Here is an 18,932-nt window from a genome sequence, read left to right on the forward strand (position 1 = left end):
TTAACCCTTTACAGAACCTAGTAATGCCCCTTTGTTGAAATGCTTTTGAATAAATGGATAGACAAGCAGAACGGGAATGGTCGCCACGACGATGACCGCCATTTTAATGGTTTGGTCTGGCGGCGGTGTTGATGAGCCCATATCTGACATATCTCCCTGCATACCGCTTGATACAATGACGATTTGTCTTAACAGGACCTGAATTGGCCATTTCACCGAATCGTTTAAATATAAAATGGCTGTCATGTACGTATTCCAATACGTCACGGCATAAAAAAGTGAAATCGTCGCAATAGCTGGCAAAGAAAGTGGCAGCACGATTTTAAAGAAGATCCCTAAATCGTTACAGCCGTCCATCTTCGCTGATTCTTCAAGGCTTGCTGGTATGTTTTGAAAGAAGTTTTTCAAAATGATCAAATTGAATGCATTGATGGCCACTGGCAGAATGAGTGACCAGTAAGTATCAAGCAGCCCAAGTGTTTTCACGACGATAAACGTTGGAATCATCCCTCCGCTAAACAGCATCGTGAAGACAACGAGAAACATGAGGGTTCTTCGGCCCTTTAGCTCCTGACGAGACAGCCCATACGCCATGAGTGAGGATAAAAACATGCTGACCGCTGTTCCAACGAGTGTCACAAGAATGGATACAATCAGGCTGCGATACACAATATCTGTAGAAAAGATATAGCGATAGGCCTCTAGAGAAAACGTCGTTGGAAACAAAATAAACTTCTTTGAGATGACCTCTTCTACTGTCGCAAAAGAGGCGGCAATGACATGGATGAACGGGAGCACACATATTAATGCGAACATGAGTAGAAAAGAGTAATTAAATACATTGAACAATCGGCCTTTAATAGAACGATCTATGTTCATCACGCCCTTTCTTTGTAAGCGTTATCATTTCGTCTGAACATAAGCTGCAGCCTTTGACGATATCGTGATTAAAATGTAACAAACGGGGGAAGAAAGCGTCTATAATCATCATGACAGACCACAGAGATGATCATGCCATTCGTGCTTTTAGCCTCATCAATGAAAAGAAAAAGATCATGAGCTAATGTCATGATTATGCCCTATGCCTGATCGTTTTCTTTCAGAATTTCTGCCGTATTGACATCTGGCCTGTAGCCTAACTCCTGCTTCGTTGACTGAGTAGACCAAGGTTTTCCTTCGTTTTCTGATACAGCATAATAAGTCCCGAATGGAACTTCCGTTTCGATGGCGGCCTTGATCATGCCGAAAAGGTCTTCATGTGAAAGAAGCGTTCGTTTCGTTCTTTTTTTAGTGTGCAATCCTTCCACCTCATCTGTCACGACGGTTCCAATTCTCAAATTGATGACAGACATACCTGTTTGATCGTGAAACAAACGCCCTAGCTGTTCGGAAGCAAATTTTAAAATGCCATACACATTTTTCGTTGCTGGTACATCATCAGTCGTAATTTCTCGCCCTAGTAAGGAGTGCCCATCTTTTTCATAGCGATCTGTCACATGATTACTGCTTGCAAAAATGACTTTTGGAATGCTTAACCTTGCCGCTGAACGAAACATATTATACGTGCTTATCCAAAACACATCATTCATTTTTGCAAACTCCTTTTCATTCATCACATCATGCGTCATGTCTATGTTTAAAAGATGAATGATCACATCTGTATCTCTTGGAATGGCTTGAAACAACTCCTCTTCAATTGCCGCATTTGCAAAAATGACTTCTTCTACACATCTTGTTTGATCAATGATGGTCAGGTCATACTCCGAAGAGAGCTCTTTAGTTAATAAACGTCCGATGACACCACATCCGCCAATCATGGTGATTTTTTTCATCTGTTTCCTCCTTCATCTTCTATCGGAGTAGTATGTCCATGCCATCTATTGATTACAGCCACTTTTTCAAAAAACGTGTAGCCTCGTGGCGCATAGCAGCCGTTTCAAAATGACCTGCATGTAAACCTACAAGCTGATAACGTTCCTTTAAGGAAGCAGCTTGATAGGCTTGACTTAATGTCTGTTGAATTCGTCGAACACCTTCAGCAGGTGTAAGCTGATCATGCTTTCCAACTAAGCTTAAATGCGGTCTTGGGAAAATCATTTCTTGGATGTCAGCTGCTGTAAAGTGCTTAGCTAAGCTCGGTACATAATAGTAAAAACCGTGTCTATCTAAATGATTCGTTTCAATCAATGTGTGATGATCAACCTGTGCGCAAAGATCCACACACACACTGACCCTCTCATCAAGTGCTGCCGTCCACCATGAAAGAAGGCCGCCCATTGACATCCCAAAAACAGCTAAACGCTCTGGAAGCACATCAGAGCGGGACAGCAAATAATCAATTGCACACATGCTCTCATACAGCATCATGCCCCACATCACTTTTCCTGTTAACAGCATTTCTTTGAAAATTTCACTTTCTGTTCTTCCCCTTCTTTCACCAAATCCCGCGTGATCAATCGCCAACACACTATAGCCTTTTGAAGTGAATTCTTTTGCGTATGAAGGCGCTTGCAAATAATGAGCCCCCTTCAATAACTCTTCTTTCCCATCCACATAATTCCCACCATGAGAATGCTGAAACAAGACAACTGGCCTTTTTTTCACTGTATCTTTCGGCTTCACAAAATAAGCCGGAACTTCCTCCACCCCATGAATAGAGAGAATGAGTGTTTCTACTAAGTACGATTCACGTTCCTCAATCTTTAACGTATACGCCTCCACACGATGGCGCTCCGGCATTTCCCCTAATAAACTGAGCAGTTGTTCACGTTTGCTTTCCTTTTCCATTGACGTCACTCCTCATTTTCTTGATCAACTTGTTAAATACGAGATTGATGGAGGAATTACCTTGTTTTCGACAAAATTATGTCCCGGGAAATAAACAACACCCATCGGCTGGATACCGATGGGTGCGTTCATTAGTTCGCGACAATATTGACAAGTTTTCCAGGAACCGCAATCACTTTACGGATTGTTTTCCCTTCAAGCTGTTCTTTTATCCGTGCATCATTTTTCGCAAGCTCTTCTAGCTGCTCTTTTGTTGCATCAGCAGGAACCGTTAATTTTGCTTTCACTTTTCCATTTAGCTGTACGACAATTTCCACTTCATCATCGACAAGTTTTGACTCATCATATTGCGGCCATGCTTCATAAGAAATAGACCCTTCATGACCAAGTTTATTCCAAAGCTCTTCCGCTACATGCGGTGCAATCGGAGAAAGAAGTTTCACAAATCCTTCTGCATATTCTTTCGGCAGTGTGTCAGCCTTGTATGCATCGTTGATGAACACCATTAATTGTGAAATCCCAGTATTGAAACGTAAGCCTTCATAATGATCCGTTACCTTCATGACGGTTTCATGGTAGCTGCGCTCTAATGCGCCGCCAGATTGCTCTGTCACTTTATCACTGATGGAGCCATCTTCATTTGTAAACAGACGCCATACACGATCTAGGAAACGACGAGCACCATCAAGACCTGTTTCAGACCAAGCAATCGATGCATCTAAAGGTCCCATGAACATTTCATACAGTCTTAATGTATCTGCACCATGAGATTCTACGATATCATCTGGGTTGACAACATTCCCTTTTGATTTACTCATTTTTTCATTATTTTCACCAAGAATCATTCCTTGGTTGAACAATTTCATGAACGGTTCTTTTGTTGGAACAACACCAATATCATACAAGAATTTATGCCAGAATCGTGCATATAGCAGATGAAGCACAGCATGTTCTGCTCCACCAATATACACATCAACCGGAAGCCATTTCTTCAGCTTTTCAGGAGATGCAAGTTCTTCTGTGTTATGTGGATCAATGTAACGTAAGAAGTACCAGCAGCTACCTGCCCATTGTGGCATCGTATTGGTTTCACGGCGTCCTTTTTTACCTGTCACTGGATCGACGACCTCTACCCAATCTTTAATATTCGCTAAAGGTGATTCACCTGTTCCGCTTGGCTTAATCTCAGTCGTCTTAGGCAAAATCAGTGGAAGCTCTTCTTCTGAAACAGCTGAAGATGTTCCGTCCTCCCAATGAATAATTGGAATTGGCTCTCCCCAGTAACGCTGACGGCTGAACAGCCAGTCTCTTAAACGATAAGTGACTTTCTTTTCACCTTTTTGATGTTCTTCCAGCCATGCAATCGCTTTTTCAATTGCTTCTTCTTTCCCTAAGCCGTTTAAGAAATCAGAGTTGATGTGCTTTCCATCACCTGTGTAGGCTTCTTTGTCAATGTCTCCACCTTCGACAACCTCTTTGATTGGAAGATCGAATGTTTTGGCGAATTCATAATCACGCTCATCATGAGCAGGAACTGCCATGATCGCTCCAGTGCCATATGTGGCTAACACATAATCTGCAATCCAGATCGGCATCTTTTCCCCATTCAATGGATTGATGGCATAAGCACCTGTGAAAATGCCCGTTTTCGTTTTAGCAAGATCTGTTCGCTCTAAATCACTCTTAGACTGAATTTCTTTGATATATGCTTCAACTGCTTCTTTTTGAGCAGCTGTTGTAATTTTTTCAACTAGCGCATGCTCTGGTGCAAGAACGGCATATGTTGCACCAAATAGTGTATCAGGACGTGTTGTAAACACAGTAAACTGTTCGTCATGTCCTTCTACTTCGAAGTGAACATGTGCACCTTCAGAACGTCCAATCCAGTTGCGCTGCATGTCTTTGATGCTTTCAGGCCAATCAATGTCTTCTAAATCTTCTAACAGCCTGTCCGCATATGCTGTAATTTTTAGCATCCATTGCTTCATTGGACGTCTTTCAACAGGATGCCCTCCGCGCTCACTTTTCCCATCAATGACTTCTTCATTTGCAAGGACTGTACCGAGTGCTGGGCACCAGTTTACAGGTACTTCATCAATATACGCCAATCCTTTTTCGTACAATTTCAAGAAAATCCACTGGGTCCATTTATAATAATTCGGATCTGTCGTGTTAATTTCTCGATCCCAATCATACGAGAAGCCCAATGATTGAATTTGACGGCGGAAATTATTAATGTTCTCTTCTGTAAATGCAGCTGGATCATTTCCTGTATCCAGCGCATATTGTTCCGCTGGAAGACCAAATGCGTCCCATCCCATTGGATGAAGAACATCGTAGCCCTGCATACGTTTCATACGTGATAAAATATCCGTTGCTGTGTATCCTTCAGGATGCCCTACATGAAGCCCTGCTCCTGATGGATAAGGAAACATATCTAGCGCATAAAACTTTGGTTTATCTTCCGAGTCAGATGTGGCGAATGTTTTATGTGTCAGCCAATAATCCTGCCACTTTTTTTCAATTTCCCGATGCTGAAAACTCAATGTGAAAACCTCCTTTAATATGTACGGCTTTATCTGCTCAGATGACCACTGCAAGAATTCAGATTTTTCTAAAATCACCAAAAAACCCTCATCCCTGGAAAGGGACGAGAGATTTTTTGGTTCCCGCGGTACCACCCTTGTTAGCGTCATGAACTGTTCATACGCTCACTTAATATCTTTAACGCAGACATGCGACAGAAGCTTTAACGCAACTGCAACTCTGAGGCGAGTTCAGAAGCAGATTTGATTGACTTTCACCAGCCGTCAATTCTCTAAAGACAAATACTGCTTTCCTACTACTCCTCTTCACTGTTCTTATCGTAACCGTCATCTAAGTAGTATTTTATAGAATTATGATCATAAGTGCAAGCAGGTTTGTATACAATGGGAATGTACCCTAGACTAGGGTAAAGTGAGGATATTATTCGTGTGGAGATCGGTTATGACGGTTGGAGCCTGCATCCTGTGAACGTTCTTCTCTCACAAAATCGAAGCTTCGCAGAACTGCTTCTCCTCCGTAACCTGAAATAATGGATAAGATGATCAAGTGCAGACTAGATTCGGGATTTGAGGATAAGACAAGCAGTGTAGCAGCAATCATCCCAACGAGCCAATCTTCAATAAACCCTAGATAAATAAACTTCTTTGTCATTCTGGGCTTCTCTAGCCTGCCTTTTTTCTTTACGTGACCGAGAATGCCCATGACCCCTCCAATGGCGCAAGCAATAATGACTTGTTGCAGCATTTTCATCACCTTCCTAAAGCCCTTAGAATAGTAAAGCGACTTCAGGCTGTCCAGCCCCCTGTAATGCCATTCTGCTGTTCCGTCATAATCCATGTAAAAGGTCTATTCTCTCTAACGAAGAAAAAAAGCTTGTTTCTTCCATTATATGTGAATGACCCAAAAACAATCTTGATGCATTGGAATCATTTTCACCTAATCCATATTAACTATTTTTGTCATTTTATGAATTATCCTCAAATGATTCCTTCTTTTTCTAATGAAAAGTCTCCTTACTTACTCTATTCTAATGGAGGACAAACTATGATGACAAATTTAACAAAGCGATTGCAATCATTGAAACAGAACATATGTTATGTTACGTTTAAAAAGAATTCATTTGGTTTTAAAAAAACCATCTTAAATGTCTGATAGCAGCAACAAAGGAGGGTAATATGGTCAGCTCGAACATCTTCGGCTTGCAAAAACAGCTTGAACTCATAAAAAAAGCGCTGGATCATGCGCGGATTGGTGTTGTCATTACAGACCCTTCTTTAGAGGATAACCCTATCGTTTATGTGAATCATGGCTTTACACAAATGACTGGATATAAACCAGATGAGATTCTTGGACGTAATTGTCGATTCCTCCAAGGAAAAGACACAAATCAAGAGCAACTTGCCTTAATACGTCACGGAATTCAAAACAAAACACCTATTACCACACAGCTCAAAAATTATAAAAAAGACGGTACTTTTTTTTGGAATGAACTCAATATAGACCCTCTATACATTGAACAAGATGACAAAACATTTTTTATTGGCTTTCAAAAGGACATTACAAAGCAGAAAGAATATGAACAACTCCTAGAAGATTCCTTACAGGAAGTCACCTCTCTGTCGACGCCAATTGTCCCAATCAAAAATGGTGTTTCCGCTCTTCCACTCATCGGAAAATTATCAGAAGAACGCTTTGATGCCATCGTTGCGAAGTTAACTTGTATATTAGAAGATTCAAAGGATGATTATTTAATTGTCGATCTTTCTGGTTTAATTGATGTCGATGATTCCGTTGCAGCGCGAATTTTCAAACTGCATCACCTGCTGAACTTAACTGGAACTGAACTCATCATCACTGGGATCAAACCACAGCTTGCGATGAAAATGAAAGACTTAGATACAGACTTCCAGAATACGATCACTTATTTAACGGTAAAAGAAGCAATCAAAGGATTGCCATTAGCTGAAAACCCTGTATAAACAGGGTTTTTTTAATTGAACCGCTCCCCAAAATGGAAAAATGAGGTATGATAGGTATAAATAGCGATATAGGGGGGCTGCCAGATGATGATGTTACTCATCATAGGTCTTTTATGTATTTGTTTCGCCATAGGATATGCCGTCAATTATTTATTACTTAAACACCAAAATCAACAAATCTTTTCAAAAAAACTCTTCTATCCTTTTTTGACCATTGGTCTTGTTTTTTCTATTATGTCATTACCGTTTGCCGGCACAGGTGTTCCGAAAGCACAAGCAGATCCATCTTCTGAACAGCTGCTGAAAGAGCAAAAACAATTAGCATCTGACATTTCTCGTCTAAAGGAAGACAAAGAAACGCTGACGGCCTCTTTAGAAGACGTGACCAAAGAAAAAGAAAAGCTATCCAAGAAATTAGAAACCATCACCTCCGAAAAGAAGACAGTCAAACAGCAAGAAAAAACCATCCATGAGCTTGAAGAGAAAATAGACAAGCTAACCTCTACAAACGAAACACTCAAAAAAGAACACCAGAAAGTAAACAAAGACACCACGTCATCGGCCCAGCGATCTGCTCCTAAAGATGATGGGTCGAATACTGGCGGTCATGAGTCACAAAAAGAAACAAAAAAAGAATCTGCCGCCTGTAATATTAAAGGAAGTGTCAACGGCATATATCACACACCGAGCAGCAGATACTACTCACGGACAAAAAACGTGACCAAAATGTTCTGCTCCGTAGAAGAAGCTGAGCGTGCAGGTTACCGGGCACCAAAGCAATAAACATCTTTTGACGATAAAAAAACCTCCTGTCAGCCCAATATAGGTACAGGAGGTTCTTCTTTAAATTTCTCTTCTTAATGCTGTTAATACATTCGTTTTTGTCGCCTTACGTGCTGGATTGAGTCCAGAAATAATGGCGACTCCTGCACTAATCACTGTTGCTGTGACCACAAGGCTTAGCGGAATATAGGAGAAGGTGATCGAGAATTGATCACTGGATCCCCCTTCAGACATGGAAGACAAAATTGCTGGAATGATTAAATTCACTGCAAAACTAACGATGTACGAGATGATGATCCCGATGATCGATCCAATCACCCCAATATAAGCACTTTCCATGAGGAACATTCGCTTAATAATGGAAGGATTCGCACCGATGGCTTTCATGATCCCAATCTCTTGTGTCCGCTCTGTTACGGCCATTGTCATCGTATTGAAAATGCCGATCGCCGAAATAATGACCGCAATACATCCAACAAAGATGAGTCCAATTTTAAAGACTGTAAAGAACATATCCATTCCTTCAAGCTGATTCGTCACAGAGATGACTTGATAGCCGTCATCTGTCAGCTTATCTGTGAGCGCACCGACATTGTCGAACTTATCAGCATAGACAGACGTCATTTTTTCGACATTTCCTGCATCAGGAGACAGATCGAGCACTTGACTAAATTCTTTTTCATAAGCATTCGGAATAAGAATTTTATGATCCTGCTGCCACTCCAAATTCGGTTTCTTCAATACACCGACGACACGGAAATCGAACGTCTTTTCTTTCACCACTTCATTTTCTTCATTCAGTTTTGGTACCTTGATTTGAATGACTTTGTTTAAAATTTCCTTCGTATAGCCTTTTGGCTCTTCCGGTGTATCTTCACCATTTGATGTCTGATTCATTTCTTTTTCATAGTCTTTTCGTTCTTTTTCCGTCCAAAGTTGTTCTGCCATTTGATACCCAACTACAATTTCATTCGCCGATGTTGGGACTTTTCCACGGTCTAGTTCAAGGCCTGCCTCTTTTTCTTCTTTCATATCTGTCAGTACAGCCTGCGTATCACTTGAGCGATTATCGAGCTCGACGTGAACCGATGGAATGATTGACGTTCTTGCAACGACAGATTTCGCATGATCATATTTCTTTAAATCGTCAACCTTGACGTCACCTTTTTCTTTGCCTAACACTTTAATTTCTGTGATAATTTGTTGTTTCATGATTTCATCTTGAGCCGATTTTTGCAGACCAAAACCAACTGACGCTAGAACGATTAAGAAAGAGCATGCCATTGTCGTTGCAAGTATGGTCATAAACACACGCAATCTATTTTTCTTCATATTTCTTCTGATGAATTTGACCTGATCTCTAAATTTCAATGGACTGATCCCCTTTCTTTAACACACCATCATGAAGCTGGAACGTTGTGTCTGCGATTGAAGCGACTTCATCGTCATGTGTAATGATGACAAATGTAATTCCTTTTTCACGATTGAGCTGCTGGATAAAGGCTAGAATTTCTCCTTCAGTTTCTGAATCCAGACTGCCTGTTGGTTCATCCGCTAAAATAATAGACGGATTAAGGATCAAGGCTCTTGCAATACTCACACGCTGCTGCTGTCCACCTGACAGTTCATTAGGATAATGCCCTGCGTGATGTTCAAGACCAACTCGTTTCAGCATTTCCTTTACTTTCACTTTTCGCTCAGACGGCTTCACACCTTTTAAAGTGAGCGGAAGTTCAACGTTCTCATATGTTGTTAAACTCCCGATCAATTGAAAGCTTTGAAAGATAAAGCCAAAATGATCTAACCGAAAGTCTGCCCATTCTTTCTCATTAAAGCCGGTCACATTGGTGCCATCAACCATAATTTGTCCGCTTGTTGGCGTAATATATCCCGATATTAAATTCAGTAAAGTTGATTTCCCCGAACCGCTTCGTCCGACGATACATGCAATTTCGCCTCTTTTAATAGACAAGTCAATGTCTTTGAGCACAGGAATCTCGTTCTCCCTGCCCTTTTTCCCAATTTTAAACACATGATCTAACGATTGAATTTGAATCATCTCTACTCCCCTGCTCTCTGTTTATCTTTTTCGATAGATTAAGAAATAACTCGTCAGTGCGCCTACAGCTCCACCGATGCACATGCCAACAAAATATCCAATTAATGAATCTGAAGAGAAACCAACCCAGCCAAACCCTAAGACGCCAAACACGATCACCATAATTTGAATTGGGCGATCCATTATTGAATAAAGGAAGAATCGGCCATTTCGTTCAATTGGATGTTTAATAAAGCTAAACAAGCCAATAAGGTAAAATAGCAACATCATGACAATTGGAATGATGTATTCTTCACCATTGAACCAAAGCGGATATTCCTGATAAAAACTGTTAGCTGTAATATAAGTAATGGGGGAAATGGGCGTGATCAAAAAATTAAAGATTTTATCCAGCCACATCCCGCTTGTTTTAAAGATAAAATCTAAATGAAGGATTGGTAAACCAATCACTAAGTAAGGTAAAATAGCTGTACTGAATCCAACGATTGCTTGAGAAATAGCACTCCCTGTTAAAGCACCTGCTGCAAAAAACAAACTATAGATCATCAAGGCTGACAACAACGCAGAGAAATAATGACTGTTGAATCCAGGTGTCTCTATTGGCCCAAGACCTAATTTTAATAAATAAATGAGAAGGTATGAAACAGCATGAACACTTGCAATAATTCCAGCACCTAAGAAAAACTTTGTGTGAAAGATGGAACTTCTACTAAACGGCAAGGATACGGTAAAGTCCATCTGCCCTTTATTTCTTTCAAATCCTAGCTGAATCACAGCAAAAAATATTCCCATGACCCATGAAAGTGAGAGAAATGCGTCCGTCTTAAAAATATAAGTGAATGTTGTTGTATCCATTAGACATTCTCGGTTTTCTAAACAATCTTGAAAGGATGAGTATTCCATTAAAAAGGATAATGGCGTCGCAAATACCGCAACAAGCATCACTAAAATGAATGTCAGCTCAGACTGCTTCCATTCCTTATATAACAATTGCCGCTTTACCATCTGCGTTTCCCTCCAAACTTCGCAATGAATACTTCTTCTAAATTTACAGGCAGTTCATGCCAGACTTTTGGTTCAAGCGATTTCAAATACTCTTTTGCTTCTTCATCTGTTTTGAGTACAAGTGCTGTATAGAACACACCCGCTTGATCTAAGATGGCAACGCCTTTTTTTCTAATACTTAAGTTCATATCCTCTTCAAATGCCATCTGGATTTTAACGTAGTCATTCTTTAATTCGTCTAAATCCATAACACTTGTGAGCTGATTTCCTTCCAAAAACCCGATTCGGTTACACATACGCTCAATATCCTCTAAACGGTGAGATGTAATTAAAATCGTTGTTTGTCGTTCTGCCACCTCGTCAATCATCAGCTGAAGAACGTCATTTCTTGTGACTGCATCAATCCCGTCTGTCGGCTCATCTAACAAAATGACTGCTGGTTTGATGGCAAAACTTAAAATGAGGGACAGCTGCTTCTTTAAACCTGTCGACAATTCACGGTATTTCACTTTTTCCGGAATCTCATACCGGTTCACCAGCTCATTGGCATATGTCACGTCAAACTTTGGATACAGTTGTTTTAACAGCTTCACAAGCTGTCCATAATTGTACCGGTCAAAGTAGGGATTTACGACTGGCATATACACAATATTTTGCTTCACTAACGGGTGGTCTTTTACGAGTACATCTTTAAAATAAATCTCTCCTTCATCTGGAAGAAGGATTTGCTGAATCAAGCGAAGAAGTGTTGTTTTACCAGAGCCATTCCGGCCAAGCAGACCAAAGATCTCTCCTTCGCCTATCTTGAAGGAAACGTTGCTGAGTACTTCGCGTCCATTTAATTTCTTTGATACATTTCTGACCTCAATCAACTTGTTTTCCTCCTTTTAGACTTGAGCTGATCTCCTCCAGCCACTCTTTGAGTTGATGAATATCAATACCGGCATAATGAGCTTCAATAATGAGTTGCCTTAATTGCTCCTTCATCTCTAACACCTTCCCTTCATTCAGCTTTAACTGTGCACCTTCTGTCACATACGTTCCACGGCCTCTTAATGTTTCAATAATTCCTTCCCGTTCAAGCTCTTTATACGCTTTGCTGACGGTGTTTGGATTCGCAATAATAATGGTGGCAAGCTCTCTCACAGAGGGCAGTTTGTCACCTGGTTTCATCACGCCTTTTAAGCACAAAATTTTTAACTGCTCAATGATTTGTTCATATATTGGTGCAGCGCTTCTTGGATCTATTTGAATCATGATGGCTCCCTCTTTTCTCATTCATGCTTTTGCAGTCCTATCGCTTGATCATGTCCTTGCATTAAAGGGACCGAATTTGGAATAAAATCTTTTTGAACTTCAAAACCAATGAAAACGAGAACGAAAAAAAATGTACATGCTAACGCAACAGCCAGCACCATCCACTTTAAATTGATTGGTTTTTTTTCTTTTTTCATGGTTAAACACCTTTCTTCACGTTTAAGTGTCTGTAGTGTATTAGTTGATGTAGTACACTTAATACAATATAGACACTTAATTGAAAAGTCAAGAGACTCTAGAAAAAAATAGGCAGACGAACCAGATAAAATGACGAAGCTACTTAAAAGCTTTCGGAAGCCAGGTTTGCTTCTGGTTTAGGGTGTTCAACACGTTCATAACTTTCATAATCGCCTGAAAAAGTGCATAATAAAAGACCCCGAATATTGAGGTCTCTACAATGTTTTAATTAGATACTATTACTTTGTTTTTGGACTTGCTTTTTAAACAGGATTAGCACCCACCATACTAATAAAAATATATAGCCTATAACTGTAAAGATAGACCAAACTGCACCCTGTCGCAATTGACTAAATAAGTGTTCAAATTCATTCATTCCTTCTACTCTACCAATGCTATTTATCAGGCTAATAATCGGAATTGTAACAGTAAATACAATGGTTAGAATGGACAATCCCCTATGTTTATTTTTCACAACACTGAATATTGCGGTTCCTAATGTTGCTAAGAAAAACAAGTAATATAATGCCCAAAACCAATCAGGAAGAGTCTCCAACATTTCTTCTACCCCCTTGAAGATATTTGCAATTTCTATATATAACATACTTTAACAGAACAAAAACCTATTACAAATATATATCCAAAAACAACAATCTTTGCGAAAACAGCCAAAAAATAAAAACAGACCCTTAAAAGAAGGATCTGTTCATCATTCGTTCTCGTATGAAATACCTAAAATCATTTGGTTTTGCAGACTTTGAATTTGTACACGCGTTCTGTCTAAACGTTCTCTTTGCTGATCATTGGCGACATCTTTTAACTTTTCTAATTCATTCACCGCATCCTCAAGCATGAGCTGCGCTTTTGAAAATTCTTCTACGTTATAATGTTCTTGGCGAGAGCTCAAATCAAACTGTTCGCTTGCAAACTCAAGAGTCTCAGTGCTTTTTTGGACAAATTCATCGATTGATTTTCTAGTTGCCATCTAGCCATCCCTCCATTTCATCATTGCTCTCGCCTATTTTGCCCACGTAAAGCTTTTTCACTAAAGAAAATGTTGGACAGATTCAATTGTCCTCTTTCGTGATTTTTGTTAAACTTTAAGGATGCCTATTATTATGCAAGGAGGTTACTGACTTGGATCAGCATAACCCTTTTTTATATTCAAACAGCGAAAAACGTTATCACACATGGAATTATCATTTGCGTGAGCACTTTGGTCATAAAGTATTTAAAGTCGCATTAGACGGCGGCTTTGATTGTCCAAACCGTGATGGTACTGTCGCACATGGAGGCTGCACATTTTGCAGCGCAGCAGGATCTGGTGATTTTGCAGGGAACCGGGCGGATGATCTCATCACTCAATTTAATGAAATCAAGGACCGGATGCATACAAAATGGAAAGATGGAAAATACATGGCGTATTTCCAAGCTTACACAAACACACATGCGCCGCTTCCTGTTTTAAAAGAAAAATACGAAACCGTCATGAATCTGGATGGAGTGGTTGGTTTATCGATTGCCACAAGACCTGATTGTCTGCCAGATGACGTCGTGGAATATTTAGCTGAGTTAAACGAACGGACGTATTTATGGGTTGAACTTGGTCTACAAACTGTACATGAGCGGACAGCGATGCTCATCAACCGTGCCCATGATTATGAATGCTACGTAGAAGGTGTAGAAAAACTGCGAAAACATGGCATTCGAGTCTGTTCACATATCATCAACGGTCTTCCTCTTGAAAACCCAGATATGATGATGGAAACAGCAAAAGCTGTCGCTGATTTAGATGTGCAAGGAATTAAAATTCATCTACTTCACCTGTTAAAAGGAACACCGATGGTAAAGCAATATGAGAAAGGCAAACTAGAGTTTCTCAGCCAAGAGGAATATGTCCAGCTTGTCTGTGATCAGCTGGAGATCCTGCCCCCAGAAATGATTATTCATCGTATTACAGGCGATGGTCCCATTGAATTAATGGTAGGTCCAATGTGGAGTGTGAATAAATGGGAAGTGCTCAATGCCATTAATGCTGAGCTTGAAAGACGTAACAGCTACCAAGGTAAACGCTTCGTCAGATTGGAAGAAGCGGCAAAATGATTTTAAAACGGATGCTCCCTTTTAGTAAAGAGCTGTTAGAACGTGCTTGTCAAAAAGGCGATATTGTCATTGATGCAACGATGGGAAATGGCCATGATACACGCTATTTAGCTGACCTTGTCGGGAGAGATGGACAAGTTTTCGCATTCGATGTACAGAAGGAAGCCATTGAGCAAACAAGCAAAAGACTTGGTGAGCACTATCCAAACGTTCACCTGATCCATGACGGACATGAACAACTTGCTGAGCATCTGCCAGCGGATGCTTATGGTCACATATCTGGTGCAGTGTTCAATCTTGGGTACTTACCAGGAGGCGATAAAACCGTCACGACTCAGGCCCATACGACCATTGAAGCGATCAAACAGCTCATTGATTGGTTAAAGCCTGGAGGTCTGATCGTTCTTGTGATTTACCACGGGCACCCTGAAGGAAAAAAAGAGAAGGACATCCTCCTTGATTATTGCAAAACACTCCATCACGAAGAAGTACAGGTGATATCTTATCAATACATGAATATTCAAAACGACCCGCCCTTTGTGGTAGCCATCGAAAAAAAACTCAAATCCTCTTAATGGATTTGAGTTTTATTATTTAATAAGCGTATTGGTCAATGATTTCTTCAAGCACTACTTCTAGCTCTTCTGCATCTGCAAGCTCTGATCGAGTAAAGCGGACACGTACAAGCTGTTCTCCGTCATTATACATTTCTTCCAGCCAGCCACGCAGCCCTCTTGCTCTGCGGTCAACTTCAAAAATGAGATCTAGCCCCTCTTCATCAATGAAGAAAATCACCTCTAACTCATCAAGCATTTGACGATAATAATCGGAAGTCGGTATGAACTCAAACTCTTGAACAAAGGGAAGGCGGCGCCTGAAATAAGTTGCTTCTTCGCAGTCTGCTTCATGAAGGTGAAAGCCTAAGTTTCCAACAGCTTCAAGCACACGATTCACCCACGGGTGCGCGCTTACAAAAATGCGGTCATGATCAGATTTATCAATACCACCTTGAATATCAAGGTCTGTCACAACAGCCACCTCTACTTTACCTACAGTCATTGGTGTATCAAGAGGAAGGTAAAAAGAGAAAGTAAACTGATGAGCTTCCCCTGGCTGAATCGTGAATGATTCAGTCACTCGGACAGAATGGATCGTTGTGTATTTTCGCTGCTCTTCATCATCTTTTACGATGGTGTACCATGTATTCAACTTTAAATCAATATAGCGAATATCTTGAGGCACTTTTCCGCCCTTCACATGGACTGTTCCCTTTACTTCTTCTCCCGGTTCATACGCATCTTTCTCCAAAATTGTATCCACTTTTGCTGCACCGATTCCTACACTTGCTGCAAACTTTTTAAAAAACGACATATTCGACCTTCCCCTTTTTTAAAATTTCCAACAAATATACGCCATAAGAAGGAGATACGATTCGCTTGATTCATACTTTTCTCCTACTTTTCGTACACTAAGAATAATATCGGCAGCAAATAAGAGGATTGTAATCATAAAAGAACTGTACATGGTCCAAAGCGAAACAGTTCAAAACAAAAAAGCTTGTAGAAAAACATTTTCTACAAGCTGATGAGCTTATTTTATACGTTAAGAAGATTTCATCCAAGGCATTTTCTGATAGGTTCGATAGGCTCTGCCATTGATATAGAAAAAGAACGATGTTTTCCCGCTTGATTTGATCAACCGCTTTGCCAGCTTGTTCATCTCTTTTTGAGCTGTCACTTTTTCATCAGACAAATAGACCGCAAGTAACCCTCTATTGATTAGTTTGTGAAAATTCTCGTGTGGAATGCCTTTCAGCTGTTCATCCGCTTTTTCAATAAAATGCTGTAGTCTATCCATCATCTCATGATGAGAGTTGTAGTACGAGCAAAAATTTAAATCGCCTTCCAGCCTGTCCTCTTCTTGGTCGATTAAATAGTCCAGTAAGATGTGCAGACCTTGAATATAAGGGAAATAGCTTTCGTAAATTTGCTTCGCCTGCTTCTCTGTAAAATCAGGCTGCAGTGCATAAGCCACAAGACAGAAAATACCCAGCGTTGATCCTGCACATGCGGAAAACTCATACCACTCCATCTTCGGTAAATCCTTTTCATACTGGCGGAACCATGACTCTAATCGAGGTTCACGCTCATGAGGAACCACATGCTTATGTACTTGTAAATCACTATAATAATCACACAGCGTATGTAAATAGGGCTGAATGATCGGATAATGCGCTAGACGTGACAGCACATCTTGGCACGTCCTGACTAGCGCATGCAAGTACCCATGATCCTCTTGATCATCACGGAATTGATAATACGGCTTAAGCTCCGCATGAATATCGAGTGCATCTCTCATCGCTTGATGCAGCATATGAAAATCCTTTGGATCAAGTGATGTACTGCGGTCACATAAGTTATCTAAATAATCGCTAATCGTTTGGTACGCCACAATGAATTCAATACACGTTTCCTTCGCTTCACCTGCAAGAAGAGATAAAATTCCCCCGCCTTCACAGTGGAAGGTTTTACTGGATATGCTCGCTAGTGCCTGCGTTCTCAGTTCTTCATTTTCAATCATTTCTGCATGAGCCCGCCACTTTTTTAGCTCCTGATGAACTAGCGGAAAAATATCTTTATACACCTTCGTCATCAGTGCAAAAGGACGTTCTGGTACTGACAAATCAATCCACCCCCAACTTAAGCTCACAATCAAATATATTGATCAGTAAAGGCTCTTGCCGCCTTAAACACTTCTTCTCGCTCGGGCTCATTAAAAATTTCATGATAAAGCCCTTCCCATTCACGGTATGATTTATTGGTTGATTCAATGCCATTGAACCATTTCATCACTCTTGTTTTATCTACAATCTTGTCATCGCCTGCCTGCATGAGCAGGAGTGGAATCGACCGAAAAACATTCGTAGGCTGCATCGCCGCATCGATATTTTTCACCAGTTCTCGATACCAGCGAACCGACACCTTCGTCACATAAAGCGAATCATTCGAATCTGCCTCTATCACATCTTGATTCCGTGTGGCAAGTTCGATCGACAGCCCAGATTCGACTTTAAAAGACGGCGCCAGCACATTTAGCCCTTTTGACGCAAAATCCATCAGCTTCTTCGGTTTAAATTGCAGACCTAAACAAGGTGATGATAAAATAAGGCCATCAATCTTCGTATGGGTATACTGCTTGAACCATTCAATCGAAATCAGTCCCCCCATACTATGTCCAAGTAAAAATGTCGGAAGTCTGAACGACTTCGCATGTTCAATCCATTCATCCACTGTATCAATGTATTCTTGAAAAGAACGAATGTGGCCTCTCGCACGTGTCGATGTCCCTTGCCCAGGCAGGTCACCCATGACGACGTGATAGCCTGCATTTCGCCACATTTCGATCAGCCATTTATATCGGCCATGATATTCACTAGCACCATGTACAATGACAATTGTACCAACCGGTCTTTCAGCATGCCAAGTCCACAAAGTAAACACCTCACAAATGTTGTATTAAGAAAGGAAGTCGAAAAAGTGATTTATCCATATCATCAGTTTACACCTGAGATTCATGAATCGGTCTTTGTTGCAGAAAACGCCACCATTACAGGTGATGTCACAATTGGAGAATATTCAAGCGTTTGGTTCCAAACGGTCATTAGAGGCGATGTAGCTCCTGTCAGAATTGGAAAAAACGTCAACATTCAAGACTTATCCTGTCTGCATCAAAGTCCTGGAAAAACACTTCTTATTGAAGATGGTGCTACCATTGGACACCAAGTCACATTACATAGCTCTATCATTCGAAAAAATGCCCTCATTGGCATGGGATCCATCATTCTCGATGGTGCGGAAATTGGCGAAGGAGCCTTTATTGGTGCAGGTAGCCTTGTCCCGCAAGGAAAAGTCATCCCAAAAGGTTCACTCGCTTTTGGCCGTCCAGCCAAAGTCGTTCGCCAGTTAACAGATGAAGATATCCAAGACATGGATCGTATCCGCAGAGAATATGTAGAAAAAGGACAATACTATCGTTCCCTTTTATCGCGTTAACATCATACATGTATCTTCACTTTATCATGTTTTTTTCAGGATATTAAGCAATAACTGTGTACCGCTTGTTATTTTACCCTTTTCCACTACTTTCTATCATGACAAAAAAGGTTTTCAGCACAA

General features: G+C 40.6%; 20 protein-coding genes, 1 pseudogene and 1 other annotated feature. Of the genes and pseudogenes, 5 read left to right on the forward strand and 16 right to left on the reverse strand.

All coding sequences use genetic code 11. The annotated features are described in order from the left end of the window. The 5 genes from MHI20_RS07570 to MHI20_RS07590 form a co-directional block, all read right to left on the reverse strand. On the reverse strand, window positions 1-861 hold the full coding sequence (locus tag MHI20_RS07570; protein ID WP_098680761.1) for a carbohydrate ABC transporter permease: 861 nt from the start codon (window positions 859-861) through the stop codon (window positions 1-3). A gap of 218 nt (window positions 862-1,079) precedes the next feature. Next, complete coding sequence (locus MHI20_RS07575) at window positions 1,080-1,832, reverse strand: NAD-dependent epimerase/dehydratase family protein (RefSeq protein ID WP_340937417.1); 753 nt, start codon at window positions 1,830-1,832, stop codon at window positions 1,080-1,082. A gap of 52 nt (window positions 1,833-1,884) precedes the next feature. Next, window positions 1,885-2,787, reverse strand: coding sequence for a dienelactone hydrolase family protein (locus MHI20_RS07580; RefSeq protein ID WP_058337256.1), 903 nt, complete (start codon window positions 2,785-2,787; stop codon window positions 1,885-1,887). Between the two features lie 131 nt (window positions 2,788-2,918). Continuing rightward, window positions 2,919-5,333, reverse strand: coding sequence for a leucine--tRNA ligase (gene leuS / locus MHI20_RS07585; RefSeq protein ID WP_017367888.1), 2,415 nt, complete (start codon window positions 5,331-5,333; stop codon window positions 2,919-2,921). 97 nt (window positions 5,334-5,430) lie between these two features. Beyond that, window positions 5,431-5,652: a binding site (T-box leader), on the reverse strand. Between the two features lie 102 nt (window positions 5,653-5,754). Beyond that, window positions 5,755-6,084: a DUF4257 domain-containing protein gene (locus MHI20_RS07590; RefSeq protein WP_008343006.1), complete on the reverse strand. Its 330-nt coding sequence runs from the start codon at window positions 6,082-6,084 to the stop codon at window positions 5,755-5,757. Between the two features lie 425 nt (window positions 6,085-6,509). Here MHI20_RS07590 and MHI20_RS07595 point away from each other — a divergent pair, with 425 nt between their 5' ends. Next, window positions 6,510-7,313, forward strand: coding sequence for a PAS domain-containing protein (locus tag MHI20_RS07595; RefSeq protein WP_007501884.1), 804 nt, complete (start codon window positions 6,510-6,512; stop codon window positions 7,311-7,313). 84 nt (window positions 7,314-7,397) lie between these two features. Beyond that, window positions 7,398-8,096 carry a sunset domain-containing protein gene (locus tag MHI20_RS07600; protein ID WP_096881761.1) on the forward strand — a complete coding sequence of 233 codons (699 nt, stop codon included), beginning with the start codon at window positions 7,398-7,400 and terminating at the stop codon, window positions 8,094-8,096. A gap of 60 nt (window positions 8,097-8,156) precedes the next feature. Here the strand turns inward: MHI20_RS07600 and MHI20_RS07605 are convergent, their stop codons facing one another. The 8 genes and pseudogenes from MHI20_RS07605 to MHI20_RS07640 all read right to left on the reverse strand — a co-directional run bounded on the left by MHI20_RS07605 (window position 8,157) and on the right by MHI20_RS07640 (window position 13,639). Then, window positions 8,157-9,467, reverse strand: coding sequence for an ABC transporter permease (locus MHI20_RS07605; protein ID WP_113747076.1), 1,311 nt, complete (start codon window positions 9,465-9,467; stop codon window positions 8,157-8,159). Further along, a complete protein-coding gene (locus MHI20_RS07610; protein ID WP_007501890.1) occupies window positions 9,457-10,155 on the reverse strand; it encodes an ABC transporter ATP-binding protein in 699 nt (232 codons plus the stop codon). The genes MHI20_RS07605 and MHI20_RS07610 overlap by 11 nt, the downstream gene beginning before the upstream one ends. 21 nt (window positions 10,156-10,176) lie before the next feature. After that, window positions 10,177-11,160 carry an ABC transporter ATP-binding protein gene (locus tag MHI20_RS07615; protein ID WP_096881762.1) on the reverse strand — a complete coding sequence of 328 codons (984 nt, stop codon included), beginning with the start codon at window positions 11,158-11,160 and terminating at the stop codon, window positions 10,177-10,179. Continuing rightward, window positions 11,154-12,032 carry an ATP-binding cassette domain-containing protein gene (locus tag MHI20_RS07620; protein WP_007501894.1) on the reverse strand — a complete coding sequence of 293 codons (879 nt, stop codon included), beginning with the start codon at window positions 12,030-12,032 and terminating at the stop codon, window positions 11,154-11,156. Before MHI20_RS07620 ends, MHI20_RS07615 begins: the two co-directional genes overlap by 7 nt. Further along, on the reverse strand, window positions 12,025-12,417 hold the full coding sequence (locus MHI20_RS07625) for a GntR family transcriptional regulator (RefSeq protein WP_024719312.1): 393 nt from the start codon (window positions 12,415-12,417) through the stop codon (window positions 12,025-12,027). Before MHI20_RS07625 ends, MHI20_RS07620 begins: the two co-directional genes overlap by 8 nt. Before the next feature lie 17 nt (window positions 12,418-12,434). Continuing rightward, entirely contained in the window at window positions 12,435-12,614 is a 180-nt protein-coding gene (locus tag MHI20_RS07630; protein WP_008342991.1) for a hypothetical protein, read from the reverse strand. Between the two features lie 265 nt (window positions 12,615-12,879). Continuing rightward, window positions 12,880-13,213, reverse strand: a pseudogene (locus MHI20_RS07635) (hypothetical protein). A gap of 150 nt (window positions 13,214-13,363) precedes the next feature. After that, entirely contained in the window at window positions 13,364-13,639 is a 276-nt protein-coding gene (locus MHI20_RS07640; protein ID WP_017367895.1) for a YtzC family protein, read from the reverse strand. A 152-nt stretch (window positions 13,640-13,791) separates the two neighbouring features. Between MHI20_RS07640 and MHI20_RS07645 the strand changes: the two genes are divergently transcribed. After that, complete coding sequence (locus tag MHI20_RS07645) at window positions 13,792-14,757, forward strand: TIGR01212 family radical SAM protein (RefSeq protein WP_340937432.1); 966 nt, start codon at window positions 13,792-13,794, stop codon at window positions 14,755-14,757. Continuing rightward, window positions 14,754-15,332 (forward strand): tRNA (mnm(5)s(2)U34)-methyltransferase, encoded by a 579-nt coding sequence (locus tag MHI20_RS07650; protein WP_146270772.1) that lies wholly within the window; start codon window positions 14,754-14,756, stop codon window positions 15,330-15,332. The genes MHI20_RS07645 and MHI20_RS07650 overlap by 4 nt, the downstream gene beginning before the upstream one ends. A 19-nt stretch (window positions 15,333-15,351) precedes the next feature. Here MHI20_RS07650 and MHI20_RS07655 read toward each other — a convergent pair whose 3' ends face one another. From MHI20_RS07655 to MHI20_RS07665, 3 genes are all read right to left on the reverse strand, one after another. Then, window positions 15,352-16,128 carry a sporulation protein gene (locus tag MHI20_RS07655; protein ID WP_340937436.1) on the reverse strand — a complete coding sequence of 259 codons (777 nt, stop codon included), beginning with the start codon at window positions 16,126-16,128 and terminating at the stop codon, window positions 15,352-15,354. 231 nt (window positions 16,129-16,359) lie between these two features. After that, on the reverse strand, window positions 16,360-17,439 hold the full coding sequence (locus MHI20_RS07660; protein WP_017358359.1) for a tetraprenyl-beta-curcumene synthase family protein: 1,080 nt from the start codon (window positions 17,437-17,439) through the stop codon (window positions 16,360-16,362). Between the two features lie 29 nt (window positions 17,440-17,468). Then, entirely contained in the window at window positions 17,469-18,248 is a 780-nt protein-coding gene (locus tag MHI20_RS07665; RefSeq protein WP_007501904.1) for an alpha/beta hydrolase, read from the reverse strand. Between the two features lie 45 nt (window positions 18,249-18,293). Between MHI20_RS07665 and MHI20_RS07670 the strand changes: the two genes are divergently transcribed. Further along, window positions 18,294-18,809 (forward strand): gamma carbonic anhydrase, encoded by a 516-nt coding sequence (locus tag MHI20_RS07670; protein ID WP_008342977.1) that lies wholly within the window; start codon window positions 18,294-18,296, stop codon window positions 18,807-18,809. The last annotated feature ends 123 nt before the right edge of the window (window positions 18,810-18,932 follow it).

It is taken from the genome of Bacillus sp. FSL K6-1106 (genome assembly GCF_038005245.1).
GTDB classification, from domain to species: Bacteria; Bacillota; Bacilli; order Bacillales; family Bacillaceae; genus Bacillus; species Bacillus altitudinis.